Annotated in this window: 23 protein-coding genes and 1 pseudogene; 17 read left to right on the top strand and 7 right to left on the bottom strand. The window is 63.0% G+C overall.

Translation table 11 applies throughout. The features are described 5' to 3' along the window. Positions 1-36 precede the first annotated feature (36 nt). Complete coding sequence (locus tag INT12_RS10595) at positions 37-1,527, bottom strand: leucyl aminopeptidase (RefSeq protein WP_017844539.1); 1,491 nt, start codon at positions 1,525-1,527, stop codon at positions 37-39. A 286-nt stretch (positions 1,528-1,813) separates the two neighbouring features. Between INT12_RS10595 and lptF the strand changes: the two genes are divergently transcribed. The 10 genes from lptF (at position 1,814) to tadA (ending at position 12,306) form a co-directional block, all read left to right on the top strand. After that, positions 1,814-2,932: an LPS export ABC transporter permease LptF gene (lptF, locus tag INT12_RS10590; RefSeq protein ID WP_193040447.1), complete on the top strand. Its 1,119-nt coding sequence runs from the start codon at positions 1,814-1,816 to the stop codon at positions 2,930-2,932. Beyond that, positions 2,925-4,004 (top strand): LPS export ABC transporter permease LptG, encoded by a 1,080-nt coding sequence (gene lptG, locus INT12_RS10585; protein ID WP_017844541.1) that lies wholly within the window; start codon positions 2,925-2,927, stop codon positions 4,002-4,004. The genes lptF and lptG overlap by 8 nt, the downstream gene beginning before the upstream one ends. A gap of 151 nt (positions 4,005-4,155) precedes the next feature. Beyond that, positions 4,156-5,955 carry a translation elongation factor 4 gene (gene lepA, locus INT12_RS10580; protein ID WP_017844542.1) on the top strand — a complete coding sequence of 600 codons (1,800 nt, stop codon included), beginning with the start codon at positions 4,156-4,158 and terminating at the stop codon, positions 5,953-5,955. Between the two features lie 5 nt (positions 5,956-5,960). Continuing rightward, on the top strand, positions 5,961-6,815 hold the full coding sequence (gene lepB / locus INT12_RS10575; RefSeq protein ID WP_046488601.1) for a signal peptidase I: 855 nt from the start codon (positions 5,961-5,963) through the stop codon (positions 6,813-6,815). Positions 6,816-6,962: 147 nt separating this feature from the next. After that, positions 6,963-7,652, top strand: coding sequence for a ribonuclease III (rnc, locus tag INT12_RS10570; protein WP_026139742.1), 690 nt, complete (start codon positions 6,963-6,965; stop codon positions 7,650-7,652). Next, positions 7,645-8,547, top strand: coding sequence for a GTPase Era (era, locus tag INT12_RS10565; protein ID WP_003210432.1), 903 nt, complete (start codon positions 7,645-7,647; stop codon positions 8,545-8,547). Before rnc ends, era begins: the two co-directional genes overlap by 8 nt. 156 nt (positions 8,548-8,703) lie before the next feature. Continuing rightward, positions 8,704-9,393: a DNA repair protein RecO gene (gene recO, locus INT12_RS10560; protein ID WP_017844545.1), complete on the top strand. Its 690-nt coding sequence runs from the start codon at positions 8,704-8,706 to the stop codon at positions 9,391-9,393. A gap of 52 nt (positions 9,394-9,445) precedes the next feature. After that, a complete protein-coding gene (pdxJ, locus tag INT12_RS10555) occupies positions 9,446-10,189 on the top strand; it encodes a pyridoxine 5'-phosphate synthase (RefSeq protein ID WP_017844546.1) in 744 nt (247 codons plus the stop codon). A gap of 237 nt (positions 10,190-10,426) precedes the next feature. After that, positions 10,427-11,809 (top strand): multicopper oxidase family protein, encoded by a 1,383-nt coding sequence (locus tag INT12_RS10550; RefSeq protein ID WP_108525932.1) that lies wholly within the window; start codon positions 10,427-10,429, stop codon positions 11,807-11,809. Beyond that, complete coding sequence (gene tadA / locus INT12_RS10545; RefSeq protein WP_046488595.1) at positions 11,809-12,306, top strand: tRNA adenosine(34) deaminase TadA; 498 nt, start codon at positions 11,809-11,811, stop codon at positions 12,304-12,306. Before INT12_RS10550 ends, tadA begins: the two co-directional genes overlap by 1 nt. Before the next feature lie 140 nt (positions 12,307-12,446). On the opposite strand, the gene cmoB is transcribed toward tadA, so the two are convergent. The 6 genes from cmoB to INT12_RS10515 form a co-directional block, all read right to left on the bottom strand. Next, positions 12,447-13,403: a tRNA 5-methoxyuridine(34)/uridine 5-oxyacetic acid(34) synthase CmoB gene (gene cmoB / locus INT12_RS10540; RefSeq protein WP_046488593.1), complete on the bottom strand. Its 957-nt coding sequence runs from the start codon at positions 13,401-13,403 to the stop codon at positions 12,447-12,449. Then, positions 13,400-14,143, bottom strand: coding sequence for a carboxy-S-adenosyl-L-methionine synthase CmoA (gene cmoA, locus INT12_RS10535; RefSeq protein WP_193058846.1), 744 nt, complete (start codon positions 14,141-14,143; stop codon positions 13,400-13,402). The genes cmoB and cmoA overlap by 4 nt, the downstream gene beginning before the upstream one ends. A gap of 36 nt (positions 14,144-14,179) precedes the next feature. Continuing rightward, the gene (locus INT12_RS10530; protein ID WP_017844551.1) at positions 14,180-14,836 is read right to left on the bottom strand and encodes a lysoplasmalogenase; all 657 of its coding nucleotides are present in this window, start codon (positions 14,834-14,836) and stop codon (positions 14,180-14,182) included. A 1-nt stretch (position 14,837) separates the two neighbouring features. Next, a complete protein-coding gene (locus INT12_RS10525; RefSeq protein ID WP_017844552.1) occupies positions 14,838-15,227 on the bottom strand; it encodes a protease inhibitor I42 family protein in 390 nt (129 codons plus the stop codon). Positions 15,228-15,418: 191 nt separating this feature from the next. Beyond that, complete coding sequence (gene lon / locus INT12_RS10520) at positions 15,419-17,839, bottom strand: endopeptidase La (protein WP_193058845.1); 2,421 nt, start codon at positions 17,837-17,839, stop codon at positions 15,419-15,421. A gap of 153 nt (positions 17,840-17,992) precedes the next feature. Then, complete coding sequence (locus tag INT12_RS10515) at positions 17,993-18,982, bottom strand: GntR family transcriptional regulator (protein ID WP_046384581.1); 990 nt, start codon at positions 18,980-18,982, stop codon at positions 17,993-17,995. Between the two features lie 278 nt (positions 18,983-19,260). On the opposite strand from INT12_RS10515, the gene INT12_RS10510 reads away from it, so the two are divergent. From INT12_RS10510 to INT12_RS10480, 7 genes and pseudogenes are all read left to right on the top strand, one after another. Continuing rightward, complete coding sequence (locus INT12_RS10510) at positions 19,261-20,592, top strand: amidase (RefSeq protein WP_193041114.1); 1,332 nt, start codon at positions 19,261-19,263, stop codon at positions 20,590-20,592. A 12-nt stretch (positions 20,593-20,604) separates the two neighbouring features. Then, on the top strand, positions 20,605-21,483 hold the full coding sequence (locus tag INT12_RS10505) for a polysaccharide deacetylase family protein (RefSeq protein ID WP_046384579.1): 879 nt from the start codon (positions 20,605-20,607) through the stop codon (positions 21,481-21,483). Between the two features lie 160 nt (positions 21,484-21,643). After that, the gene (locus tag INT12_RS10500) at positions 21,644-22,984 is read left to right on the top strand and encodes an MFS transporter (RefSeq protein ID WP_193058844.1); all 1,341 of its coding nucleotides are present in this window, start codon (positions 21,644-21,646) and stop codon (positions 22,982-22,984) included. Positions 22,985-22,994: 10 nt separating this feature from the next. Continuing rightward, on the top strand, positions 22,995-23,756 hold the full coding sequence (locus tag INT12_RS10495; protein WP_193041113.1) for an SDR family NAD(P)-dependent oxidoreductase: 762 nt from the start codon (positions 22,995-22,997) through the stop codon (positions 23,754-23,756). 37 nt (positions 23,757-23,793) lie between these two features. Next, on the top strand, positions 23,794-24,543 hold the full coding sequence (locus tag INT12_RS10490; RefSeq protein WP_193058843.1) for an SDR family NAD(P)-dependent oxidoreductase: 750 nt from the start codon (positions 23,794-23,796) through the stop codon (positions 24,541-24,543). Positions 24,544-24,556: 13 nt separating this feature from the next. Continuing rightward, on the top strand, positions 24,557-24,856 hold the full coding sequence (locus INT12_RS10485; RefSeq protein ID WP_017844560.1) for a hypothetical protein: 300 nt from the start codon (positions 24,557-24,559) through the stop codon (positions 24,854-24,856). A gap of 112 nt (positions 24,857-24,968) precedes the next feature. Then, positions 24,969-25,311: pseudogene (locus INT12_RS10480) on the top strand (GTP-binding protein); the annotation flags it as partial.

The following is a 25,311-nucleotide window of genomic DNA, read 5'->3' as shown; positions in this document are numbered from 1 at the left end:
CGAGGCGGCGGTAACGCCGCCCCGGAGTCACGGTTTTCAGGCCTTGGCGCGATCCAGCAGGTACTGGGTCAGCAGAGGCACCGGACGGCCGGTAGCGCCCTTGTCCTTGCCGCCGCTGGTCCAGGCGGTGCCGGCGATGTCCAGGTGCGCCCAGTTGAAGTTCTTGGCGAACCGCGACAGGAAGCAGGCTGCAGTGATGGTGCCGGCTTTCGGGCCGCCGATGTTGGCGATGTCGGCGAATGGGCTGTCCAGCTGTTCCTGGTACTCATCGAACAGCGGCAGTTGCCAGGCGCGGTCGTCGGCGGCCTTGCCGGCGCTGAGCAGTTGCTCGATCAACTCGTCGTTGTTGCCCAGCAGGCCCGAAGTGTGGGAGCCGAGGGCGACGATGCAGGCACCGGTCAGGGTGGCGATGTCGATCACCGCCTGTGGCTTGAAGCGTTCGGCGTAGGTCAGCGCATCGCACAGCACCAGGCGGCCTTCGGCGTCGGTGTTGAGGATTTCGACGGTCTGGCCGCTCAGGGTGGTGACGATATCGCCCGGACGGGCCGCGCCGCCGCTCGGCATGTTCTCGGCGCAGGCCAGGATGCACACCAGGTTGATCGGCAGCTTGAGCTCCAGCACCGCGCGCAGGGTGCCGAACACGCTGGCGGCGCCGCCCATGTCGTACTTCATCTCATCCATGCCCAGGCCCGGCTTGAGGCTGATGCCGCCGGTGTCGAAGGTGATGCCTTTACCGACCAGGGCGTAAGGCTTCTCGGCCTTCTTGCCGCCGTTGTATTGCATCACGATCAGGCGTGGCGGCTGGTCGCTGCCCTGGCCGACCGCATAGAACGAGCCCATGCCCAGTTCCTTGATCTTCTTCTCATCCAGCACTTCGACTTTCAGGCTTTTGAATTCCTTGCCCAGCGCCTTGGCCTGCTCGCCCAGGTAGGTCGGGTGGCAGATGTTCGGCGGCAGGTTGCCGAGGTCGCGGGTGAACGACATGCCGGCGGCGATGGCCTGGGCGTGGCTCACGGCGCGTTCGACTTCGGCCTGGGCGGCCTTGATGGTCAGCAGGGTGACTTTCTTCAAAGCACGCGGTTCGGCTTTCTGGCTCTTGAACTGGTCGAAGATGTAGCCGCCGTCGAGCAGGCTTTCGGCCAGCAGGCGGGTCTTGCCGTAGCTGTCACGGCCCTTGACCACGATTTCATCGAGTGCCAGCGTCGCGTCGCTGCCGCCCAGGCCCTTGAGGGTGGTGAGAATGCCGCTGATGATCTTGCGGAACGGGCGGTCGCCGAGTTCGGCGTCCTTGCCCACGCCCACCAGCAATACGCGCTCGGCCTTCAGGTTCGGCAGGCTTTGCAGCAGCAGGCTCTGGCCGACCTTGCCGGCCAGGTCGCCGCGCTTGAGGACCGCGCTGATGGCGCCGCCGCTCAGTTCGTCGAGTTGTTTGGCCGCAACGCCGAGCTTGCGGCCTTCGCCGACAGCGACCACGAGGGTGGCGGTTTTCAACGTTTCGGGGCTAACGCTTTTTACAACCAATTCCATGTTCGGGTCCCTTATAAAGGTCTGTGAGCCTGGAGTCTGTGTGCTCCGGCTTTTAAAGCCTGGCAGCCGTGTAAACCGCCAGCGACAAAGGCCGCAGTTTGAACCTCGGCGGCGGAGCCTGACAACCCTTGCCGCAGGCTTTGTGTACGCGCATGAGTAAGCTCCGTGACAGGCGCGGTCAATCACAGGATAATGCGCAATCTTTTTAGCCGGCCTGTTTAAACGGGCCGACTCGTTATGCTTGCTTGTTTGGCCGCCTTAGCCTGACAACCCTGGAGTGTCTGGTTTGATTGTCTTCCGTTATCTGTCCCGCGAAGTCCTGTTGACCCTGAGTGCCGTGAGCGCGGTATTGCTGGTCATCATCATGAGTGGTCGTTTCGTCAAATACCTGGCCCAGGCTGCTTCCGGTGCTCTGGACCCCGGCTCACTGTTCCTGATCATGGGCTTTCGTCTGCCGGGCTTTTTGCAACTGATCCTGCCGTTGGGCCTGTTCCTCGGGATTCTGCTGGCCTATGGCCGGCTGTACCTTGAAAGCGAAATGACCGTGCTCTCGGCCACCGGCATGAGCCAGCAACGCCTGCTGGGCATGACCATGATCCCGGCCGCCGGCGTGGCGCTGATCGTCGCCTGGCTGAGCCTGAGCCTGGCCCCCCAGGGCGCCATGCAGTTCGAACTGGTGCTGAACAAACAGGACGCCATGACCGAGTTCGACACCCTCGAACCGGGCCGCTTCCAGGCACTCAGTGACGGTACACGGGTGACCTACACCGAAACCCTCACTGACGACCGCGCCAACCTCGGCGGGGTGTTCATCTCCGAGAAACGCCTGGGGCAGGACAAGAAAGACCGTGGCATCTCCGTCCTGGTCGCCGATTCCGGGCGCCAGGAAGTGCGCCCCGACGGCAGCCGATACCTGATCCTGGAAAACGGCTATCGCTATGACGGCAGCCCCGGCCAGGCCGATTACCGCGCCATCAAGTACGACACCTATGGCGTGATGCTCGCCCGCCCGGACATCAGCAACGAGGTCACCGACCGCGATGCGATCCCGACCCAGGCGCTGTTGGGCAGCACGGAGTTGCGCTCCATCGCCGAGCTGCAATGGCGTATTTCCCTGCCGTTGCTGGTGTTCATCGTGACCCTGATGGCCGTGCCGTTGTCCCGCGTCAACCCGCGCCAGGGCCGCTTCCTCAAGCTGCTGCCGGCGATCCTGCTGTACATGGCCTACCTGACCATCCTGATCTCCGCCCGTGGCTCCCTGGAAAAGGGCAAGCTGTCACCGACCCTGGGCCTGTGGTGGGTACACGGGATCTTCCTGATGATCGGCCTCGGGCTGCTCTATTGGGAACCTATCCGTCTGAAAATGAAGAGCCGTCTTGGCCAGAAGGAGTTGGCTCGTGGCTAAGCTCGATCGCTACATTGGTAGCAGCGTACTGATCGCCATCCTGGCGGTGTTGGGCATCATTCTAGGGTTGGCGTCGTTGTTCGCCTTTATCGATGAAGTGGGTAACGTCACCGACACGTATACCGTGTGGGACGTGCTGAGCTACGTGGCATTGACCGCGCCGCGTCGTCTCTACGACATGATGCCGATGGCTGCGCTGATCGGCTGCCTGATCGGCCTCGGCAGCCTGGCCAGCAACAGCGAGCTGACGATCATGCGTGCGGCCGGGGTTTCCATCGGCCGTATCGTCTGGGCCGTCATGAAACCGATGCTGTTGCTGATGGCGTGCAGCGTGCTGATCGGCGAGTACGTGGCGCCACCGTCCGAAGCCACTGCCCAGGCCAATCGTGCCCTGGCCCAGGGTTCGGGCGATGCGCAAAGCGCCAGGCACGGCCTGTGGCACCGTCAGGGTGATGAATTCATCCACATCAACGCCGTGCAGCCCGACGGCCTGCTGATTGGTGTGACGCGCTACACGTTCGACAAAGAACGCCACATGTTGTCCTCCAGTTTCGCCAAGCGCGCCCAATACAGCGCCGAGCAATGGCAACTGACCGACGTCACCACCACCTACTTCCGCAATGTCGGCCAGGGCACCAAGGCCAGCACCGAAGTGATCAATGTGCCGACCGAGCAATGGGACATCGCCCTGAAGCCGGAACTGCTCAATACGGTAGTGATGATCCCGGAAAGCCTGCCGATCTCCGGGCTGTGGAGCTATATCCACTACCTCAAGGACCAGGGACTGAGCAACGGTCGCTACTGGCTGGCGTTCTGGGTCAAGGTGCTGCAGCCGGTGGTCACCGCCGCGCTGGTGCTGATGGCGATCTCATTCATCTTCGGCCCGTTGCGCTCCGTGACCCTCGGTCAGCGGGTCTTTACCGGCGTGCTGGTGGGCTTTGCCTTCCGTATTGCCCAGGATTTGCTTGGCCCGTCGAGCCTGGTGTTCGGCTTCTCGCCGCTGTTTGCGGTGCTGGTGCCGACCGCGATCTGCGCCCTGGCCGGGTTCTGGCTGCTGCGCCGCGCCGGGTGAGCCTGCGCTTATGAGCAAAAAATGCCCCGTTCGAGAGATCGGGGCATTTTTGTTCTGGTCAGCAAAGATGACGTCCTGCCCGAGCATCAGGTACAATTCCCGGCTATTTTTCAGCGGGCAGTCTGCCTGCAGCCTTTTTGAGTGTTGATCCGTGAGTGATTTGAGTCATATCCGCAATTTCTCCATCATCGCCCACATTGACCATGGCAAGTCGACGCTGGCCGATCGATTCATCCAGATGTGCGGCGGCCTTGCCGAGCGTGAAATGGAAGCCCAGGTACTGGACTCCATGGACCTCGAGCGCGAGCGCGGGATCACCATCAAGGCCCACAGCGTGACTCTGTACTACACCGCCAAAGACGGTATCAAGTACCAGCTGAACTTCATCGACACCCCCGGCCACGTCGACTTCACCTATGAAGTCAGCCGTTCCCTGGCGGCCTGCGAAGGCGCGCTGCTGGTGGTGGACGCGGGGCAGGGCGTCGAAGCCCAGTCCGTGGCCAACTGCTACACCGCCATCGAGCAAGGCCTGGAAGTCATGCCGGTGCTGAACAAGATCGACCTGCCGCAGGCCGATCCGGACCGCGTGAAGGAAGAAATCGAAAAAATCATCGGCATTGACGCCACCGACGCCGTCGAGTGCAGCGCCAAGACAGGCCTGGGCGTCGACGAAGTGCTCGAGCGCCTGGTCAAGACCATCCCCGCGCCTACCGGCAACATCGAAGATCCGCTGCAGGCGTTGATCATCGACTCCTGGTTCGACAACTACCTGGGGGTTGTCTCCCTGGTGCGCGTGCGCCATGGCCGTGTGAAGAAAGGCGACAAGATCCTGGTCAAGTCCACCGGCAAGATCCACCTGGTGGACAGCGTCGGTGTGTTCAACCCGAAACATACTGCCACCGTTGATCTGAAAGCCGGTGAAGTCGGCTTCATCATCGCCGGCATCAAGGACATCCACGGCGCGCCGGTGGGTGACACCCTGACCTTGAGCAGCACCCCTGACGTCGACGTGCTGCCGGGCTTCAAACGCATCCAGCCGCAGGTCTACGCCGGCCTGTTCCCGGTCAGTTCCGACGACTTCGAAGACTTCCGCGAAGCCCTGCAGAAGCTGACCCTCAACGACTCGTCGTTGCAGTACACCCCGGAAAGCTCCGACGCCCTGGGCTTCGGCTTCCGTTGCGGCTTCCTCGGCATGCTGCACATGGAGATCATCCAGGAGCGCCTTGAGCGCGAATACGACCTGGACCTGATCACCACCGCGCCAACCGTTATTTTTGAGCTGTTGCTGAAAAACGGTGAAACGATTTACGTCGACAACCCGTCCAAGCTCCCGGACCTGTCTTCCATCGAAGACATGCGTGAGCCGATCGTGCGCGCCAATATTCTTGTGCCGCAGGAGCACCTGGGCAACGTCATTACCCTGTGTATCGAGAAGCGCGGCATCCAGCACGACATGCTGTTCCTCGGAACCCAGGTACAAGTGACCTACGATTTGCCGATGAACGAAGTGGTCCTGGACTTCTTCGACCGTCTCAAATCCACCAGTCGCGGCTATGCTTCGCTGGATTACCATTTCGATCGTTACCAATCGGCTAATCTGGTGAAACTGGATGTGTTGATCAACGGCGACAAGGTCGATGCCCTGGCACTGATCGTGCACAAGGACAACGCGCACTACAAAGGTCGACAGTTGACCGAGAAGATGAAAGAACTGATTCCGCGCCAGATGTTCGACGTCGCGATCCAGGCCGCCATCGGCGGGCAGATCATTGCGCGGACTTCCGTCAAGGCACTCAGAAAGAACGTACTGGCCAAATGCTACGGTGGCGACGTCAGCCGTAAGCGCAAGCTGCTTGAGAAGCAAAAGGCCGGTAAAAAACGCATGAAGCAAGTGGGCAACGTGGAAATTCCACAAGAAGCCTTCCTTGCGGTGCTCAGGTTGGATAGTTAGGTCCTATGTCGCTAAATTTCCCGCTGTTGCTGGTCATCGCCGTTGCCGTTTGCGGACTCCTGGCGTTGCTCGATCTGGTGTTCTTCGCCCCGCGTCGGCGGGCGGCTATCGCGTCCTATCAGGGCAGCGTCAGCCAGCCCGATGTCGTGGTGATCGAGAAGCTGAACAAAGAGCCTTTGCTGGTTGAATACGGCAAATCGTTCTTTCCGGTGCTGTTCATCGTGCTGGTACTGCGTTCGTTCCTGGTGGAGCCGTTCCAGATTCCGTCGGGGTCGATGAAACCGACCCTGGACGTGGGCGACTTCATCCTGGTGAACAAGTTTTCCTACGGGATCCGCTTGCCGGTGATCGACAAGAAAGTCATCGAGATCGGTGACCCGCAGCGCGGCGATGTGATGGTGTTCCGCTACCCGAGCGATCCGAACGTCAACTACATCAAGCGTGTGGTCGGCCTGCCGGGTGACGTGATTCGCTACACCAGCGACAAGCGGCTGTTGATCAACGGTGAGTCGGTGGCCGAGAAGCTGCTGGGCACCGAGCCGAACACCCTGGGCAGTGCCGAGCTGTATCAGGAAAAACTCGGTGCGGTGGAGCACGAAATCCGCAAGGAAATGAGTCGCTACCGCGCAATGCCCGATGGCGAATGGAAAGTGCCGGCCGGGCACTACTTCATGATGGGCGACAACCGCGACAACTCCAACGACAGCCGCTATTGGGATGACCCCACCATTCCCAAGGAACTGCTGGGCATGGTTCCCGACCAGAATATCGTCGGCAAGGCCTTCGCGGTCTGGATGAGCTGGCCGGAACCCAAGCTCAGCCACCTGCCGAACTTCTCGCGGGTCGGGCTGATCAAGTAATACAGACGGCGCTGTGATCACAGCGCCGAATGCTTTTCTGGGGCTGGGACAATTTCCGGCCTCATGCAGCACCAATCAGGATTTGAATTTGAACACTGCGTCAATCGTCGATGGCCGCCGGTGCCACCAAACAGATATGGGTAAACCGTGAGCGTTTCTCTAAGCCGTCTCGAGCACCTGCTCGGCTACACCTTCAAGGACCAGGAACTGATGGTCCTTGCCCTCACACACCGCAGTTTTGCTGGGCGTAACAACGAACGCCTGGAATTCCTCGGTGACGCCATCCTCAATTTCGTTGCCGGTGAAGCGCTCTTCGAACGCTTCCCGCAAGCCCGTGAAGGCCAGTTGTCGCGCTTGCGTGCGCGGCTGGTGAAGGGCGAGACCCTGGCCGTGCTGGCCCGTGGTTTTGGCCTGGGCGAGTACCTGCGCCTGGGCTCCGGTGAGTTGAAAAGCGGCGGTTTCCGTCGCGAGTCGATCCTGGCCGACGCCCTTGAAGCGCTGATCGGCGCCATCTATCTGGATGCGGGCATGGAAGCGGCCAAGGCGCGCGTCACCGCCTGGCTGACGTCCGAGATCGAAACCCTGACCCTGGTCGATACCAACAAAGATCCCAAGACCCGCCTGCAGGAATTCCTGCAGTCCCGCGGGTGCGAACTGCCACGCTACGAAGTGGTGGATATCCAGGGTGAGCCCCATTGCCGCGTCTTTTTCGTGGAATGTGAAATCACCTTATTGAATGAAAAAAGCCGAGGTCAGGGTGTGAGCCGTCGTATTGCCGAACAGGTAGCGGCCGCTGCAGCACTGATTGCCCTGGGCGTGGAGAATGGCCATGACTGATTCAACCGCAACACGCTGTGGCTATGTCGCCATCGTCGGCCGTCCCAACGTGGGCAAGTCCACGCTGCTCAACCACATCCTCGGCCAGAAGCTTGCGATCACCTCACGCAAGCCGCAGACCACCCGCCACAACATGCTGGGCATCAAGACCGAAGGCGCCGTACAAGCGGTCTACGTCGACACCCCGGGCATGCACAAAGGCGGCGAGAAAGCCCTGAACCGCTACATGAACAAGACCGCCTCGGCCGCGTTGAAAGACGTCGACGTGGTGATCTTCGTGGTCGACCGCACCAAGTGGACCGACGAAGACCAGATGGTTCTCGAACGTGTGCAATATGTCACCGGCCCGTTGATCGTCGCGCTGAACAAGACCGACCGCATCGAAGACAAAGCCGAGCTGATGCCGCACCTGAGCTGGCTGCAGGAACAACTGCCGAATGCCCAGATCATGCCGATCTCGGCCCAGCACGGGCACAACCTCGAAGCCCTGGAGCGCGTGATCGCCGGCTACCTGCCGGAGAACGAGCACTTCTTCCCGGAAGACCAGATCACCGACCGCAGCAGCCGTTTCCTCGCCGCCGAACTGGTACGCGAGAAAATCATGCGCCAGATGGGCGCCGAGCTGCCGTACCAGATCACCGTCGAAATCGAAGAGTTCAAGCAGCAGGGCAAAACCCTGCATATCCATGCGCTGATCCTCGTCGAACGTGACGGCCAGAAGAAAATCATCATTGGCGACAAGGGCGAGCGCATCAAGCGCATCGGCACCGAAGCGCGCAAGGACATGGAATTGCTGTTCGATTCCAAGATCATGCTGAACCTGTGGGTGAAGGTGAAGGGTGGCTGGTCCGATGATGAGCGCGCATTGCGCTCCCTGGGTTACGGCGACCTGTAAGAACACCGCAGGGCAAAAAATGTGGGAGGGGGCTTGCCCCCGATAGCAGAGTGTCAGTCACTAAATATTTTGACTGAGCCACCGCCATCGGGGGCAAGCCCCCTCCCACATTAGGTTTGTGTCGTTTTCACTAGTGCATTCCAGCAACGAGAACCCATGTCCTCAACCCCGCCTCCCAGCCAGCCCGCCTACGTGCTGCACAGCCGCGCCTACCGCGAGACCAGCGCCTTGGTGGACTTCCTCACGCCCCAAGGTCGCCTGCGCGCGGTGTTGCGCAGTGCGCGGGGCAAGGCGGGCACTTTGGCGCGGCCATTCGTGGCGCTGGACGTGGAGTTTCGTGGCAAGGGCGAGCTGAAAAACGTCGGCCGCCTGGAAAGCGTCGGCAACTCTGCCTGGCTCAATGGCGAAGCGCTGTTCAGTGGCCTCTATCTCAATGAATTGCTGATCCGCCTGCTGCCGGCCGAAGACCCGCATCCCGCGGTCTTCGATCACTATGCCGCGACGCTGCTGGCCCTGGCCGAAGGCCGCCCGCTGGAGCCGCTGTTGCGCGCGTTCGAATGGCGCCTGCTCGACGACCTCGGCTATGGCTTCGAACTGAGTAACGACCTGCATGGCGAACCCATTGCCGCCGACGGCATGTATCGTCTGCAGGTCGACGCCGGCCTGGAGCGTGTGTACCTGCTGCAACCCGGCCTGTTCCAGGGCACCGAGCTGCTGGCCATGAGCGAGGCCGACTGGAGCGCCCCCGGCGCCTTGTCCGCCGCCAAGCGCCTGATGCGCCAGGCCCTGGCCGTGCATCTGGGCGGGCGGCCGCTGGTCAGTCGCGAGTTGTTTCGAAAGCCCTGACAACCCCGTGTATGCTGTGCAGCGTTTCTTTCCCCTTTTCAGGAGCGCTTCCGTGACCACCAGCAATCGCATTCTTCTCGGCGTCAATATCGACCACGTCGCCACGCTGCGCCAGGCCCGGGGCACCCGTTACCCAGACCCGGTCAAAGCCGCGCTGGACGCCGAAGAAGCGGGCGCCGACGGCATCACCGTACACCTGCGCGAAGACCGCCGTCACATCCAGGAGCGCGACGTGCTGCTGCTCAAGGACGTGCTGCAAACCCGCATGAACTTCGAAATGGGCGTCACCGAAGAAATGATGGCGTTCGCCGAGCGCATCCGTCCGGCGCATATCTGCCTGGTGCCGGAGACCCGTCAGGAGCTGACCACCGAAGGCGGCCTCGACGTGGCCGGCCAGGAAGCGCGGATCAAGGCTGCGGTGGAGCGTCTGTCGCAGATCGGCAGCGAAGTCTCGCTGTTCATCGACGCCGACGAGCGCCAGATCGAAGCCGCGCACCGGGTCGGTGCGCCGGCCATCGAATTGCACACCGGGCGTTATGCCGATGCGACCACGCCGAGCGAAGTCGCCGCCGAGTTGCAGCGCATTATCGACGGCGTGGCCCAAGGTCTGCGTGAAGGCCTGATCGTCAACGCCGGCCATGGCCTGCATTACCACAACGTCGAAGCCGTGGCGGCGATCAAGGGCATCAACGAGCTGAACATCGGCCATGCGCTGGTGGCGCATGCGCTGTTCGTCGGTTTCAAAGGTGCGGTCGCCGAGATGAAGGCCCTGATCCTGGCCGCTGCCAAACACTAAAAGCAATGAAAATCCAATGTGGGAGGGGGCTTGCCCCCGATAGCGATGTGTCAGTCAACTCATCTATAGCTGACCCACCGCAATCGGGAGCAAGTCGAATCGTCGCACCGCCCCTCCCACATCAGTCCTCAGTGTTTTTGGCATGCGGCAATGCGAAGTCTTACTGTTTAGCCGTCGCAGGTGTATCGTATCTGCCCTTTGCAGGCCCCCGGCCGGCAGCAGATACGTGAGGTTGTTGTGTCCCGATCCTTTTCCCGTCGACAAATCCTGGGTGGTCTTGCCGGCTTGGCCGTAGTGGGCGTCGGTGCCGGTGGCGGCTACCGCTACTGGCTGGGGAAAGTCGCCGAGGCCGAGGCGGGACACGACTACGAACTGATCGCCGCGCCCCTCGATGTGGAACTGGTGCCGGGGCACAAGACCCAAGCCTGGGCGTTCGGCCCGTCGGCCCCCGGCACCGAGCTGCGCGTGCGCCAGGGCGAATGGCTGCGGGTGCGTTTCATCAACCACCTGCCGGTCGCCACCACCATCCATTGGCATGGCATCCGCCTGCCGCTGGAAATGGACGGCGTGCCCTACGTCTCGCAATTGCCGGTGTTGCCCGGCGAATACTTCGACTACAAGTTCCGCGTGCCCGACGCCGGCAGTTACTGGTATCACCCCCATGTGAACAGCAGCGAAGAACTCGGCCGTGGCCTGGTCGGCCCGCTGATCGTGGAAGAGCGCGAACCCACCGGTTTCAAGCACGAACGCACCCTCAGCCTGAAAAGCTGGCACGTCGACGAAGAGGGCGCCTTTGTCGCCTTCAGCGTGCCCCGTGAAGCGGCGCGTGGCGGTACGGCCGGGCGCCTGTCGACCATCAATGGCGTGGCCCAGGCGGTGATCGATTTGCCGGCCGGGCAGATCACCCGTGTGCGCTTGCTCAACCTCGACAACACGCTGACCTATCGCCTTAATATTCCCGACGCCGACGCGCAGATCTATGCGCTGGACGGCAACCCCATCGAGCCGCGCCCCTTGGGCAAGGAATACTGGCTCGGCCCGGGCATGCGCCTCTGCCTGGCGATCAAGGCCCCGCCGGCGGGCGAAGAATTGTCGATCCGCAACGGCCCGGTGCGCCTGGGCACGTTCCGTTCGGTGGCCAACGCCGACGCGCCGAGCGCATGGCCGCCGGCGCTGCCCGCCAATCCGATCAGCGAGCCGGACCTGGCCAACGCCGAGAAACTCAACTTCAATTTCGAATGGGTCGGTTCGGTGTCGGTCAACGTCGACAACGGCAAACCGCCGAGCCTGTGGCAGATCAACGGCCAGGCCTGGGACATCACCGACAAGGCCTGCGCCGACCGCCCGATTGCCAAGCTGGAGAAGGGCAAAAGCTACATTTTCGAACTGAAAAACATGACCCAATACCAGCACCCGATCCACCTGCACGGCATGAGCTTCAAGGTGATCGCTTCGAACCGCCACACGGTGATTCCGTACTTCACCGACACCTACCTGCTGGGCAAGAACGAACGCGCCCGCGTCGCGCTAGTGGCGGATAACCCGGGCGTGTGGATGTTCCACTGCCATGTGATCGACCACATGGAAACCGGCCTGATGGCCGCCATCGAGGTAGCGTGATGCGCCAGTTTCGCCCCACGGCGATCATCGACCGCAGCCGCGACCAGGACTTCATGCGCGAAGCCCTGGCCCTGGCGGCACAGGGCGCGGCGTTGGGCGAAGTGCCGGTGGGCGCGGTGCTGGTGCAGGACGGTGTGATCATCGGCCGTGGCTTCAATTGCCCAATCAGCGGCAACGACCCCAGCGCCCATGCCGAAATGGTCGCCATCCGCGCCGCCGCCCAGGCGCTGAGCAACTATCGCCTGCCCGGCAGCACGCTGTATGTGACGCTGGAACCGTGCAGCATGTGCGCCGGCCTGATCGTGCATTCGCGCATTGCGCGGGTGGTCTACGGCGCACTGGAGCCGAAGGCGGGGATTGTGCAAAGCCAGGGGCAGTTTTTTACCCAGGGCTTTCTCAACCATCGGGTGCTGTTTGAAGGCGGGGTACTGGCCGAGGAATGCGGGGCGGTGTTGAGCGAGTTCTTCAAGGCCCGCAGAGCCAAACCAGCCCTCTAAAGAACACTGATGAACAAATGTGGGAGGGGGCTTGCCCCCGATGGCGGTGGGTCAATTATAGATAAGCTGACTTACACACTGCTATCGGGGGCAAGCCCCCTCCCACATTATTGATCTCCATTTTTTCATGGGGATCGGGGTTACTTTTTGGCGATGATCACCGCCCGCATCGGCGCCGGCAGCCCTTCAATCGTCTTGCTATGGTCTTCCGGGTCGAGGAAGTCACTCAGCGACTGATACTTCATCCACTCCGTCCCGCGCTGTTCTTCAACCGTGGTCACACTCACATCCACACAGCGCACCTCACTGAACCCGGCCCGGCGCAGCCACAGCATCAACGCCGGCACCGATGGCAGGAACCACACGTTGCGCATCTGCGCGTAGCGGTCTTCCGGCACCAGCACCTGTTGCTGATCGCCTTCGATCACCAGCGTTTCCAGCACCAGTTCACCGCCTTTGACCAGGCAGTCTTTCAGCGCCAGCAAATGCTCGATCGGTGAGCGACGGTGGTAGAACACGCCCATGGAAAACACAGTGTCGAAGCCTTCCAGGTTCGCCGGCAAGTCCTCGAACGGGAACGGCAGGTGCCACGCGTTCGGCGCCGACAGGTAACGTTGCACCGCCTGGAACTGGCAGAAGAACAGCCAGTTCGGGTCCACGCCGATCACACTGTCGGCACCGGCGCCGAGCATGCGCCACATGTAATACCCATTGCCGCAGCCTACATCGAGAATGCGCTTGCCCTTCAGGTCCAGGTGCGGCGCGACCCGCGACCACTTCCAGTCCGAACGCCATTCGGTGTCCACATGCACGCCGAACAAGTGGAACGGGCCCTTGCGCCACGGGCACAGGCCCATCAATGCGCTGTGCATCTGCGCGCGCGTGGCGTCGTCGCAATCGCTGTCGAGGGTCAGGCCATTGAGCAAATCGACTTCGCTGGGCTGGATCTTCGGCAATGCATCCAGCGCGCTCTGCCAGCGCTCCAGGTCGCCATGCCCCTTTTCCATCTTGCTATCGAGTTGCGCTTGCAGGCCCTGGGCCCACACGGCCAGGGGAGTGCCGACCAGATGGCGGGCGAGGGGGGACAGATCAATCATGGCAAGGCAATCAACGAGGCAAAGTTAAGACACTGGAACCACGACACGACTTTCGAGAACCCGGCCGCCAGCAGGCGTTCGCGGTGTTCTTCGAGGCTGTCGGGCTTCATGACGTTTTCGATGGCGCTGCGCTTCTGGGCGATTTCCAGCTCGCTGTAGCCGTTGGCGCGTTTGAACGCGATGTGCAGGTCGGTGAGCAGCGCGTGTTCTTCAAGGTCATTGAAGCGCAGCTTTTCCGAGAGGATCAGCGCACCGCCGGGCAACAACGCCTGGCGGATGCGCCCGAGCAACGCCAGGCGCTGATCGGGGGCGATGAATTGCAGGGTGAAGTTCAGCGCCACCACCGAGGCCGGCTGGAACTGCAGCGCGAGGATATCGCCCTCGATCACCTGGACCGGCAGCAACTCCTGGAACATCGAGTCCTGGCCATTGAGGTACTCGCGGCAGCGCTCGACCATCGCCGTCGAGTTATCCACCGCGATGACGTGGCAGCCGTCGGTACGCACGTGGCGGCGCAACGCCTGGGTGACCGCGCCGAGGGAGGACCCCAGGTCGTACAGCACACTGTTGGGCTGGGCGAACTGCGCGGCGAGCACGCCGAGGTTTTCGACGATGGTCGGATAACCGGGCACCGAGCGCTTGATCATGTCCGGGAACACCCGCACCACGTCTTCGTTAAAGGCGAAGTCCGGCACCTGGGGCAGGGGCTGGGCGAATAGGCGATCGGGTTCTTTGCTCACGGTTGTTCCGGCGACGAGGGGGGAAAGGCGGGCATTTTAGCCAAGTTGCTCCTTGGATGCGCGGGTTGTCTGATGGAACGCCGAGGCGGTGATGCCCCACTGGCCGAGCCAGTAAGTGGCGATCAGCAGATACGGCGCCGCGTCGAAGCTCAGCACAAAGCGATTGATACCGATCAGCGTGTCGGAAACCACAAACGATACGGCCCCCGCCGCCGCCAGTAGCGCCGAACGCTTGGGCACCGCGCTGCCCAGTCGCGCCAGCGCCCGCCAGAGCATCGCGCTGATCACCAAGGCGTAGACCACCACTGGCATCAGCAAGTCGCCAAGGCCATGGGCGATCAGGATGCTCAGCAGCATCGCGCCGACGCCCAGCGCCAGCACCAACGGCAGCCACGCCAAGCGTCGGCAGTCGCTGAAATAGGCTTTGAGGTACGCCAGGTGCGCGCACAGAAACGCGCCCAGGCCAAAGATAAACAAGTCGCCCGGCCACGCCAGCAACACATCGCCGACCAGGGAGAAAATCAGCCCCAGGCTGATCCAGCGTCGATAGTCGCTCGGCGGCGCGTCATGCAGCCAGCCCAGCAGCGCCAGCACCGGCAACGGTTTGACCAGCAGGCACAGTAACGCCGCGTGGACGGTCAGGCCGTAGATAAAGGTGCCGGCGCCCATCAACGCAAGAATCAGCCATGGCATATCAGTTCACCGTGATGGCGCAGTCGAAGGTCTCGGCCGGTTCGGCTTCCGGTTCCCAGGGTTGCTGGGAGGTCAGGCGCAAACGGCCCTGGCCGGCCGCAAAGGCCTGGAAGCGCCAGGTGGACTGGCCGCCGCCGCCGATCACGCCGGATTCCGTGCTGCTGTAGACCTCGGGCCCCAGGGCGCGCAGCACGCCGCCGGCGGAATCCTGGATGGCCCAGCGGTAGCCGGTGGTGGGGTTGCTTGGCAGGGTCAGGATCAGGTTTTGTCCGTTTTTGAGCTGGAGCGGGCAGGCGCTCTGTTTTTCCACGCTGACGTTTTGCTGCGGGGCACTGGCGCACGCGGCCAGCAGGGCAAGGCTCAAGGGGAGAAGCAGGCGGGCAGCGGTCATGAAGACTCCGTTGATGTGCGACGAAGGGCGAGCATAACCGAAGATGCGACAGGGTGTGACAAGAGGGCGGCGACGGACGCCATCGCGCGCAAGCCCGCTCCCACATCTTGGCCGCCTTCCAAAGGATGTACTCGGTCAAGTGTGGGAGCGGGCTTGCGCGCGATGACGCCCGCCCAAGCGCTAAAGGACGATCAGAACAGCACCTTGGCCACGTCCGCAAAGCGCTTGGCGAAGTGGACGGTCATCCCTTCCTTCAGATACTCCGGCAATTCCTCAAAGCTGCCGCGATTCGGCTCCGGCAAGATCAGCTCGTGAATCTTCTGGCGCCGCGCCGCGATCACCTTCTCACGCACCCCACCAATCGGCAGGACATGCCCGGTCAGCGTCAGCTCGCCGGTCATGGCCACGCCTTTCTTCGGTGGCTGGTTGCGCGCCAGCGACAACAGCGCACTGGCCATGGTCACGCCAGCGCTGGGGCCGTCCTTCGGTGTGGCGCCTTCGGGGACGTGCAGGTGGACGAAGGCTTCATCGAAGAACTTCGGATCACCGCCAAACGATTTCAGGTTGGAGCTGACGTAGCTGTAGGCGATTTCAGCGGATTCTTTCATCACCTCACCCAACTGCCCGGTGAGCTTGAAGCCGCGGTTGAGCGTGTGGATGCGGGTCGCCTCGATCGGCAGGGTCGCGCCGCCCATGCTGGTCCAGGCCAGGCCGGTGATCACGCCGACGCCAGACAGCACTTGTTCGTTGCGGAACACCGGGATGCCCAGGGAGCTTTCCAGGTCCTTGGTGCCGATCTTGATCACCGCGTCCGGTTCATCCAGCAGCTTGACCACCGCCTTGCGTACCAGCTTGCCCAGTTGTTTCTCCAACTGGCGCACCCCGGCTTCGCGGGCGTAGCCGTCGATCAGTGCGCGCAGGGCGCCGTCGCTGATGGTCAGGCTGTTTTTCGACACGCCGGCTTTTTCCAACTGCTTAGGCCACAGGTGGCGCTTGGCGATGGCGACTTTTTCTTCGGTGATATAGCCCGACAGGCGAATCACTTCCATGCGGTCCAGCAGGGGGCCGGGGATCGAGTCGAGGGTGTTGGCGGTACACACGAACAGCACTTTCGACAGGTCCAGGCGCAGGTCCAGGTAGTGGTCGAGGAATTCGACGTTCTGTTCCGGGTCGAGGGTTTCCAGCAGCGCCGAAGCCGGGTCGCCCTGGAAGCTCTGGCCCATCTTGTCGATCTCGTCGAGCATGATCACCGGGTTCATCACTTCCACATCTTTGAGCGCCTGCACCAGCTTGCCGGGCAGGGCGCCGATGTAGGTGCGGCGATGGCCCTTGATCTCGGCCTCGTCGCGCATGCCGCCGACGCTGAAGCGATAGAACGGCCGCCCGAGGGATTCGGCAATCGATTTACCCACGCTGGTCTTGCCCACGCCCGGCGGGCCGACCAGCAGCACGATGGAACCGGCGACTTCGCCTTTATAGGCGCCCACCGCGAGGAATTCGAGGATACGACTCTTGATGTCGTCCAGCCCGGCATGGTGTTTGTCCAGGACCTTGCGCGCGTGTTTCAGGTCGAGCTTGTCCTTGCCGTACACGCCCCACGGCACCGAGGTTGCCCAGTCCAGGTAGTTGCGCGTCACCGCGTATTCCGGCGAACCGGTTTCAAGGATCGACAGTTTGTTCAGTTCTTCATCAATGCGTTTCTGCGCCTGGGCTGGCAGCACTTTGCCTTCCAGGCGCTGTTCGAACTGTTCGACGTCGGCGCTGCGGTCGTCCTTGGTCAGGCCCAGCTCCTGCTGGATGACCTTGAGCTGTTCCTTGAGGAAGAATTCGCGCTGGTGCTCGCCGATCTTGCGGTTCACCTCGGCGGAGAGTTCTTTTTGCAGGCGCGCGACTTCAACTTCCTTGCGCAGCATCGGCAGGACTTTTTCCATGCGTTTGAGCATGGGCACGCAGTCCAGCACTTCCTGCAACTCATTGCCGGTGGCGGAGGTGAGGGCGGCGGCGAAGTCGGTCAGCGGCGACGGGTCGTTGGGGCTGAAGCGGTTGAGGTAGTTCTTCAACTCTTCGCTGTACAGCGGGTTGAGCGGCAGCAGTTCCTTGATCGCATTGATCAGCGCCATGCCGTAGGCCTTGACCTCATCGGTCGGCTCGGTCGGCTGGTGCGGGTATTCGACTTCCACCAGGTACGGTGGGCGATGGTGCTTGAGCCAGGTGCGAATCCGCACGCGGGTCAGGCCCTGGGCGACGAATTGCAGTTTGCCGTTTTCGCGGCTGGCGTGGTGGACCTTGACCAGGGTGCCGTACAGCGGCAGCGCGGAGGTGTCGAAATGCCGCGGGTCTTCGGGCGGCGTGTCCATGAAGAACAGGGCCAGGGAGTGATGGTCGGATTTGCTCACCAACTCCAGGGTTTCGGCCCACGGCTCTTCATTGACGATCACCGGCAATACTTGCGCCGGGAAGAACGGTCGATTGTGAATCGGGATGCTGTAGACCTTGTCCGGCAGGTTCTGCCCAGGCAGGGCCAGGCCGGTATTGGACGAGTGAACCTCGGCGTTTTCAGGGTCGGCGTATTCGTTGGCGTCGTAATCGGGGGTATCTTGCTGGTCGCTCATGGGGCACCTGCATCAGGAAGTATGCAAGTTAGATGGGGCGGGCCAGCGGCGGTTTCAATGGCGGGGGCTAGAAGCAACATATTGCATGAAATTACTGCAGAGACCCGGTCAAGGTGGGAGGGGGCTTGCTCCCACAAGGTTAACCGCATGCCGTCAGCTGATTTTGTGCAGGTAGGCGGGCAGGGGCTGTTCCGGCAACACCGACAACACCTTCAACCGCTGCAACATCCGCTGCCGCGCCCGTTGCAGGTGCTCGCGCAGGTTCAGCGCCGCCGCATCGAACGCGCCGTGCAGCAACAATTCAAGGATCAAGCGGTGTTCGGCGAGCATCGCCGGGTCGGCGCCGATCCCCAGCAAGCGATAGAAAATCCGACTGATGATCATCGGGCTCTGGCCCTGGCGGATCAGCGCGGCGATCTTGCGGTTCTGCAGGCCGGCCAGGCAGCGTTGGTGCAAGTCTTCTTCGATCTGCTCGATGGCTTCCAGGCTGCACTGCGGGCTGTCCTGGGCGTCGAGCACGCGTTGCAACATGGCTTCGAGCAGCGCGCGGTCAAGGTTCGGCGCGCTCTGACGCAGCGCTTCGGGCTCCAGGCAGGCGCGCAGTTCGTAGTCTTCGGTGACTTCCCGCGCCGTCAACGGCCCGGCCAACCATTGGGAATAGGGCTCTTTTTCCACCAGGCCACGGTCGCGCAGGCGCATCAGCGCTTCACGCACCACTGCGCGGCTGACGCCGTAGTGGTCGGCGGCGGCTTGCTCATCCAAGCGGTAATGGCCAAAGGCTATGCAGGTGGACAGTGCCGCGCCGATTTCCTCGACGATCCGCTCGCCCAACGGCCGTGTATCCACCAACTCGTCCTCGTCGTTCAGGCCCAGGTGCGCAGCGCTCAGCGGCAGGCGCAGCGGTTCCATGGCCACGCCCTCGGGGTTGATCAGGTAACCGCGCCCGTTGAAACGGCAGATCAACCCTTCGGCATGCAGCAGGTCCAGCGCCTTGCGCACCGGCACGCGGCTGGTGCCGAACAATTCGGCCAGCGGCGCTTCGAGCAGGACCAAGCCGTGGCGGGCGGTGCCGTTGACGATCGCGTCACGCAAAAGCTGGTGAATCATCGCGTAACGGGAGGCCGAGGCGGACACTGCTTTCATCGTGTTCTCTGAGGTAAAGAGGTCTGGTGTATGTAGGACGAAGCCGGGGATTCTCTCATAGATGCGCCTGTCACTCCGCGCCACGTCGGTGGCACTTGGTTTGGGCGTGCGTTGCAGAGTCCGCGCCAGGTTTTTTTGCTTCCTACAAAACCATCTAGCCCGGCGCTCTGGTCGATAAAGCGCAATCGCCGGAAAGACCATCGACACAGACTGGCACGAAAGCTGCCTTTATTAAATGTACATTTTATTAATATGTACGTTTTATGAGGGTCAACCTGATGTCAGACGCCACTTCAATGGCCGAGGATTTCGCCAGCGGTCGCAGCGACCCGGTGCAAGCCCTCGAACAGGCGCTCGACCACGCGAGCCGCGCGGCCGCGGTGTTTATCACCCTGACTGCCGACCGCGCCCGCCGCGAAGCCGAAGCCGCCGCCGCCCGGTGGCGCGCCGGCCAGCCCTTGAGTGTGTTCGACGGCGTGCCCCTGGCCTGGAAAGACCTGTTCGACGTGGCCGGCAGCATCACCACCGCTGGCGCCGCCTACCGCCGCGACGCGCCCGCCGCCTTGCTCGATGCGCCGAGCGTGGGCCTGTTGTGCCGCGCCGGGATGGTCAGCGTGGGCAAGACCAACCTTAGCGAGCTGGCCTATTCCGGCCTTGGCCTGAACCCGCATTTCGGCACGCCGCACAACCCCCATGGGCGTGACCAGCCGCGGATTCCCGGCGGTTCGTCGTCCGGTTCGGCGGTGGCCGTCGCCGCTGGCATCGTGCCCATCGCCATGGGCACCGACACCGCTGGTTCGATCCGCATCCCCGCCGCCTTCAACGGCCTGGTCGGTTACCGCAGCAGCAGTCGGCGCTACAGCCGCGACGGCGTGTTCCCGCTGGCCCGCACCCTCGACAGCCTCGGCCCGCTGACCCGCAGCGTGCGTGATGTGCTGGCCATCGACGACCTGCTCAACGGCCGCCGGCAAACCCACCGCGCCCGCAGCCTCAAGGGCCTGCGCCTGGTGCTTGAGCAACGCCTGCTGGATGACGTGCAACCGGCGGTGCGCAACAACCTGCTGCGCGCCGTCGAGCAACTCAACGCCGCCGGTGCGCTGATCGACGTGCGCCCGTGCGCCACTTTCCAGGCCACCCTGCAACTGATCCAGCAGCAAGGCTGGCTCGGCGCGTTCGAAGCCTTCGCCCTGCACGAAGCGCTGCTCGACAGCCCCGACGCCACCCGGCTCGACCCGCGTGTCCGGCGCCGCCTCGAAGCGGCGCGGTCGCTGCCGGCCAGCCGCCTGCTCCAACTGATCGACGCGCGTCGCCGCCTGCAACAGCAACTGGTCGACGAACTCGACGGCGCCCTGTTGATCACCCCGACCGTTGCCCATGTCGCCCCGGCGCTGGCAGCGCTGGAAGTCGACGACGAACGCTTTGCAAGCACCAACCTCGCCACCCTGCGCCTGACCATGCCCGGCAGTTTGCTCGACATGCCCGGCGTCACCTTGCCCAGCGGCTGCGACGCCCTGGGCTTGCCCACCGGGCTGCTGCTCAGCGCCCCGACGGGGGAAGACGCACGCCTGTTGCGGGCGGCGCTGTCCGTCGAATCCCAACTGACTATCTAAGGAGACACCCCCATGGCTAAAGACATCCTCTGTGCATTCGGCGTCGACGTTGACGCCGTCGCCGGCTGGCTCGGTTCCTACGGCGGCGAAGACTCGCCCGACGACATTTCCCGCGGCCTGTTCGCCGGTGAAATCGGCGCGCCGCGCCTGCTCAAACTGTTCGAGCGCTACGGCCTGCGCACCACCTGGTTCATCCCCGGCCACTCGATGGAAACCTTTCCCGCGCAGATGAAGGCGGTGGCCGACGCCGGTCACGAAATCGGCGTACACGGCTACAGCCACGAAAACCCGATCGCGATGACCGCCGAGCAAGAAGAAATCGTGCTCGACAAGTCCATCGAACTGATCACCCAAGTGACGGGCAAACGCCCGACCGGCTACGTCGCACCGTGGTGGGAATTCAGCAAGGTCACCAACGAGCTGCTGCTGAAAAAAGGCATCAAGTACGACCACAGCCTGATGCACAACGACTTCCACCCCTACTACGTGCGCAAGGGCGACAGCTGGACCAAGATCGACTACAGCCAGCACCCCGACACCTGGATGAAACCCCTGGTACGCGGCGAAGAAACCGACCTGGTGGAGATCCCGGCCAACTGGTACCTCGACGACCTGCCGCCGATGATGTTCATCAAAAAGGCGCCCAACAGCCACGGCTTCGTCAACCCGCGTCACCTCGAAGAAATGTGGCGCGACCAGTTCGACTGGGTCTACCGCGAACACGAACACGCGGTGTTCACCATGACCATCCACCCCGACGTGTCCGGCCGCCCGCAAGTGCTGCTGATGCTCGAACGCTTGATCGAACACATCCAGAGCCATGCCGGCGTGCGCTTCGTCACCTTCGACGAAATCGCTGATGACTTTATCCGTCGGCAACCGCGTACCTGATCCCCACCCCTTGTAGGAGCGAGCTTGCTCGCGAAAAACCTGAGAACGCCGCGTGCATCCAGGATGCCCGCGTCATCGTTGATGATTTTCGCGAGCAAGCTCGCTCCTACAAGATGGGTTCAAACCGCGTAGCTGCCCCCCCACCTTTGAGGCGCGATTCATGTCCATCTACAACAAGCTTGACCTGACTGGCTGGAAACCCCGGCAACTGACGTCCCAGGAAGTGCGCTTCGCCACCTGGATCGCGTTTTTCGCCTGGGTGTTTGCGGTGTACGACTTCATCCTGTTCGGCACGTTGCTGCCGGAGATCGGCCGGCACTTCGGCTGGGGCGAGGTGGAGCAAGCTGAAATCGCAACCTGGGTGGCCGTGGGCACAGCGGTGGTGGCATTTGCCATTGGCCCCGTCGTCGACAAGTTGGGGCGACGCAAAGGGATCATCTTCACCGTGGCCGGTTCCGCAGTGTGCTCGGCGCTGACCGCGATCGGTGGGGCGTGGGGCAAGTCGCCGCTGATTCTGATCCGTTCGTTGGGCGGTCTGGGCTATGCCGAGGAAACCGTCAACGCCACGTATTTGAGCGAGCTGTATGGCGCCTCGGAAGACCCTCGACTGACCAAGCGTCGCGGGTTTATCTACAGCCTGGTGCAGGGCGGCTGGCCGGTCGGTGCATTGATTGCCGCCGGTTTGACCGCGCTGTTGCTGCCGATCATCGGCTGGCAGGGGTGCTTCATTTTTGCTGCGATCCCGGCCATCGTGATTGCGATCATGGCGCGCAAGCTCAAGGAGAGCCCGCAGTTCCAGATCCACCAGCGCATCAGCGAGCTGCGTAAAAGCGGCGCGGTGAGTGAAGCGCAAAACGTTGCCGTGACCTATGGCGTGGACTACGACGAGCACAGCAAAGCCGGCCTCAAAGCCGCCTTCCGAGGCCCGGCCCGCCGCGCCACCCTGGTGATCGGCGCCGCGCTGTTGCTCAACTGGGCGGCGATCCAGGTGTTCAGCGTGCTCGGCACGTCGGTGATCGTCAGCGTTCACCACATCTCGTTCGAGAACTCACTGATCATCCTCGTGCTGTCGAACCTGGTGGGTTACTGCGGTTACCTCAGCCACGGCTGGATGGGCGACAAGATCGGCCGTCGCAATGTCATCGGCCTGGGCTGGATGCTCGGCGGGCTGTCGTTCGCCGGGATGCTGTTCGGCCCGAGCAACATGGCGATGGTGGTCGGGCTGTACAGCCTGGGCCTGTTCTTCCTGATCGGGCCGTATTCGGCGGCGTTGTTTTTTATCAGCGAAAGTTTCCCCACCAGCATCCGCGCCACCGGCGGCGCGATCATCCATGCCATGGGCCCGATCGGTGCGGTGGTCGCGGGGTTCGGCGCGACGCAAGTGTTGTCCGCCGGCAGCGACTGGCAGACCGCCGCCCTGTGGTTCGGCGCCGTGCCGTGCTTTTTGTCCGGCGTGCTGCTGTTCGCCGCACGCCATGTGCGCCCGGAAACCGTGCAGTAAGGAGTGTTCGATGAACCGTAAAGTTGCCTTGATTACCGGTGCCGCCAGCGGCATTGGCCAAGCCCTCGCCGTGGCCTATGCGCGTTGCGGCGTGGCCGTGGTGGGCGGGTATTACCCGGCCGATCCCCATGACCCGCGCACCACTGTGTCCTTGGTGGAGCAAGCGGGCGGCGAGTGCCTGATGCTGCCGCTGGACGTCGGCGACAGCGCCTCGGTGGACGCCTTGGCGGCCCAGGCCGTGCAGCATTTTGGCCGCCTCGATTACGCGGTGGCCAATGCCGGTCTGCTGCGTCGGGCGCCGCTGCTGGAAATGACCGATCAGGTGTGGGACGAAATGCTCAATGTCGACCTGACCGGGGTGATGCGTACCTTCCGCGCAGCGACCCGGCATATGCCCGCAGGCGGTGCGCTGGTGGCGATTTCGTCGATTGCCGGCGGCGTATATGGCTGGCAGGAGCACAGCCATTACGCGGCGGCCAAGGCCGGTGTGCCGGGGTTGTGCCGCTCGCTGGCGGTGGAACTGGCGCCGTTGGGGATTCGCTGCAATGCGGTGATCCCGGGCTTGATCGAGACGCCGCAATCGCTGGATGCGCAGAACTCCCTCGGGCCGCGAGGCCTAGCCAAGGCGGCGCGGGCGATTCCGCTGGGCCGGGTGGGCAGGGCGGATGAAGTGGCGTCGCTGGTGCAGTTTTTGACCAGTGACGCGTCGAGCTATCTGACCGGGCAAAGCATCGTCATCGACGGTGGCCTGACCGTGCGCTGGCCCGACTGACCCCACCTGGGTACTGTGTTTTTTCAGGAGTTTGTGTATGCCCCAACTGACTAAACGCCGCGCCGTGATCACCGGCGCCGGCAGCGGCATCGGTGCCGCCATCGCCCGTGCCTATGCCGCTGAGGGCGCGCGCCTGCTGCTGGCCGACCGCAATGCCGTCAGCCTCGCCGAAACCGCCGTCACCTGCCGCAACCTCGGCGCGCAAGTGGTCGAGTGCCTGGCCGATGTCGGCACCGTCGAAGGCGCCCAGGCCAGTGTCGACCGTTGCGTCGAACATTTCGGCGGCATCGATATCCTGGTCAACAACGCCGGCATGCTCACCCAGGCGCGCTGCGTCGACCTCTCCATCGAAATGTGGAACGACATGCTGCGCGTCGACCTCACCAGCGTCTTCGTCGCCAGCCAGCGCGCCTTGCCGCACATGCTGGCGCAGGGCTGGGGACGGATCATCAACGTCGCCTCGCAACTGGGGATCAAGGGCGGCGCCGAGCTGACCCACTACGCCGCGGCCAAGGCCGGGGTGATTGGCTTTACCAAATCCCTGGCGCTGGAAGTCGCCAAGGACAACGTGCTGGTCAACGCCATCGCGCCGGGGCCCATCGAAACGCCGCTGGTGGGCGGCATCAGCGACACCTGGAAGCGCGCCAAGGCCGCCGAACTGCCCCTGGGCCGCTTCGGCCTGGCCGACGAAGTGGCGCCGACCGCTGTGCTGCTGGCCAGCGAGCCGGGCGGCAACCTGTTCGTCGGCCAGACCCTGGGCCCGAACTCCGGCGATGTCATGCCATGAGCGGGGTATAGCCATGTGCGGACTCTGCGGGCTGCTCGGCGAAGACCTGCACTGGAGCGACCCCCTGGGCGACGAGTTGCCCCGGCGCCGCGAACGCCTGCGCCGGATCGCCGCGATCAACCAGGTGCTGGCGGTGTTCCGGCTCAAGGTCGAAGACTTCCAGGGCGCGTCGTACCTGCTGCTCGGCGCGACCGGCAAGCAGGCGTTGGCCAGTGGCCTGGATCAACTCTGGCAAGCGGCCGAAACCATGCTCGGGCGCCAGCTGGATCCCCTCGACCCGCAACTACTCGATCACTTGGAATGCCCCCTGTAGGAGCGAGCTTGCTCGCGAAAAGCCCGAGAACGCCGCGTGCATCCAGGATGCCCGCGTCATCGTTGACGATTTTCGCGAGCAAGCTCGCTCCTACAGGGGGCGGAGGTAACATATGAGTATTGCCCTCAACGTCATCACCGGCTTCCTCGGCAGAGGCAAGACCAGCTTGCTCACGCGCCTGCTGCAGGGCGCAAGCCTCGGCGACACGGCGCTGCTGATCAATGAGTTCGGCGACGTCGGCATCGACCACTTGCTGGTGGAAGAGGTGGCGCCGGACACGGTGCTACTGCCCGGCGGCTGCGTATGCTGCTCGATTCGCGGCGAACTTAAAGACGCATTGCTCAGCCTGCGGCGCCGATCCTCGCGACCTTCAACAACGACGTGCAACTGCGCGGGCGTGTTCATATCGGCCTGGATCAACTCTGGCAAGCGGCCGAAACCATGCTCGGGCGCCA

It is taken from the genome of Pseudomonas sp. K8 (assembly GCF_014889455.1).
GTDB classification, from domain to species: domain Bacteria; phylum Pseudomonadota; class Gammaproteobacteria; order Pseudomonadales; family Pseudomonadaceae; genus Aquipseudomonas; species Aquipseudomonas veronii.
Note: the sequence above shows the minus strand (reverse complement) of the source record. Positions and strands in the feature narration are given on the sequence as shown.

Coding starts and splice junctions, on each gene's coding strand:
- recO (WP_017844545.1), top strand. CDS start 8,704: ATGTCCTCAACCCCGCCTCCCAGCCAGCCCGCCTACGTGCTGCACAGC.
- lon (WP_193058845.1), bottom strand. CDS start 17,839: ATGAGCGACCAGCAAGATACCCCCGATTACGACGCCAACGAATACGCC.
- INT12_RS10505 (WP_046384579.1), top strand. CDS start 20,605: ATGGCTAAAGACATCCTCTGTGCATTCGGCGTCGACGTTGACGCCGTC.
- tadA (WP_046488595.1), top strand. CDS start 11,809: ATGCGCCAGTTTCGCCCCACGGCGATCATCGACCGCAGCCGCGACCAG.
- INT12_RS10500 (WP_193058844.1), top strand. CDS start 21,644: ATGTCCATCTACAACAAGCTTGACCTGACTGGCTGGAAACCCCGGCAA.
- INT12_RS10495 (WP_193041113.1), top strand. CDS start 22,995: ATGAACCGTAAAGTTGCCTTGATTACCGGTGCCGCCAGCGGCATTGGC.
- INT12_RS10595 (WP_017844539.1), bottom strand. CDS start 1,527: ATGGAATTGGTTGTAAAAAGCGTTAGCCCCGAAACGTTGAAAACCGCC.
- INT12_RS10490 (WP_193058843.1), top strand. CDS start 23,794: ATGCCCCAACTGACTAAACGCCGCGCCGTGATCACCGGCGCCGGCAGC.
- INT12_RS10515 (WP_046384581.1), bottom strand. CDS start 18,982: ATGAAAGCAGTGTCCGCCTCGGCCTCCCGTTACGCGATGATTCACCAG.
- INT12_RS10525 (WP_017844552.1), bottom strand. CDS start 15,227: ATGACCGCTGCCCGCCTGCTTCTCCCCTTGAGCCTTGCCCTGCTGGCC.
- lepB (WP_046488601.1), top strand. CDS start 5,961: ATGTCGCTAAATTTCCCGCTGTTGCTGGTCATCGCCGTTGCCGTTTGC.
- INT12_RS10530 (WP_017844551.1), bottom strand. CDS start 14,836: ATGCCATGGCTGATTCTTGCGTTGATGGGCGCCGGCACCTTTATCTAC.
- era (WP_003210432.1), top strand. CDS start 7,645: ATGACTGATTCAACCGCAACACGCTGTGGCTATGTCGCCATCGTCGGC.
- INT12_RS10485 (WP_017844560.1), top strand. CDS start 24,557: ATGTGCGGACTCTGCGGGCTGCTCGGCGAAGACCTGCACTGGAGCGAC.
- INT12_RS10510 (WP_193041114.1), top strand. CDS start 19,261: ATGTCAGACGCCACTTCAATGGCCGAGGATTTCGCCAGCGGTCGCAGC.
- cmoB (WP_046488593.1), bottom strand. CDS start 13,403: ATGATTGATCTGTCCCCCCTCGCCCGCCATCTGGTCGGCACTCCCCTG.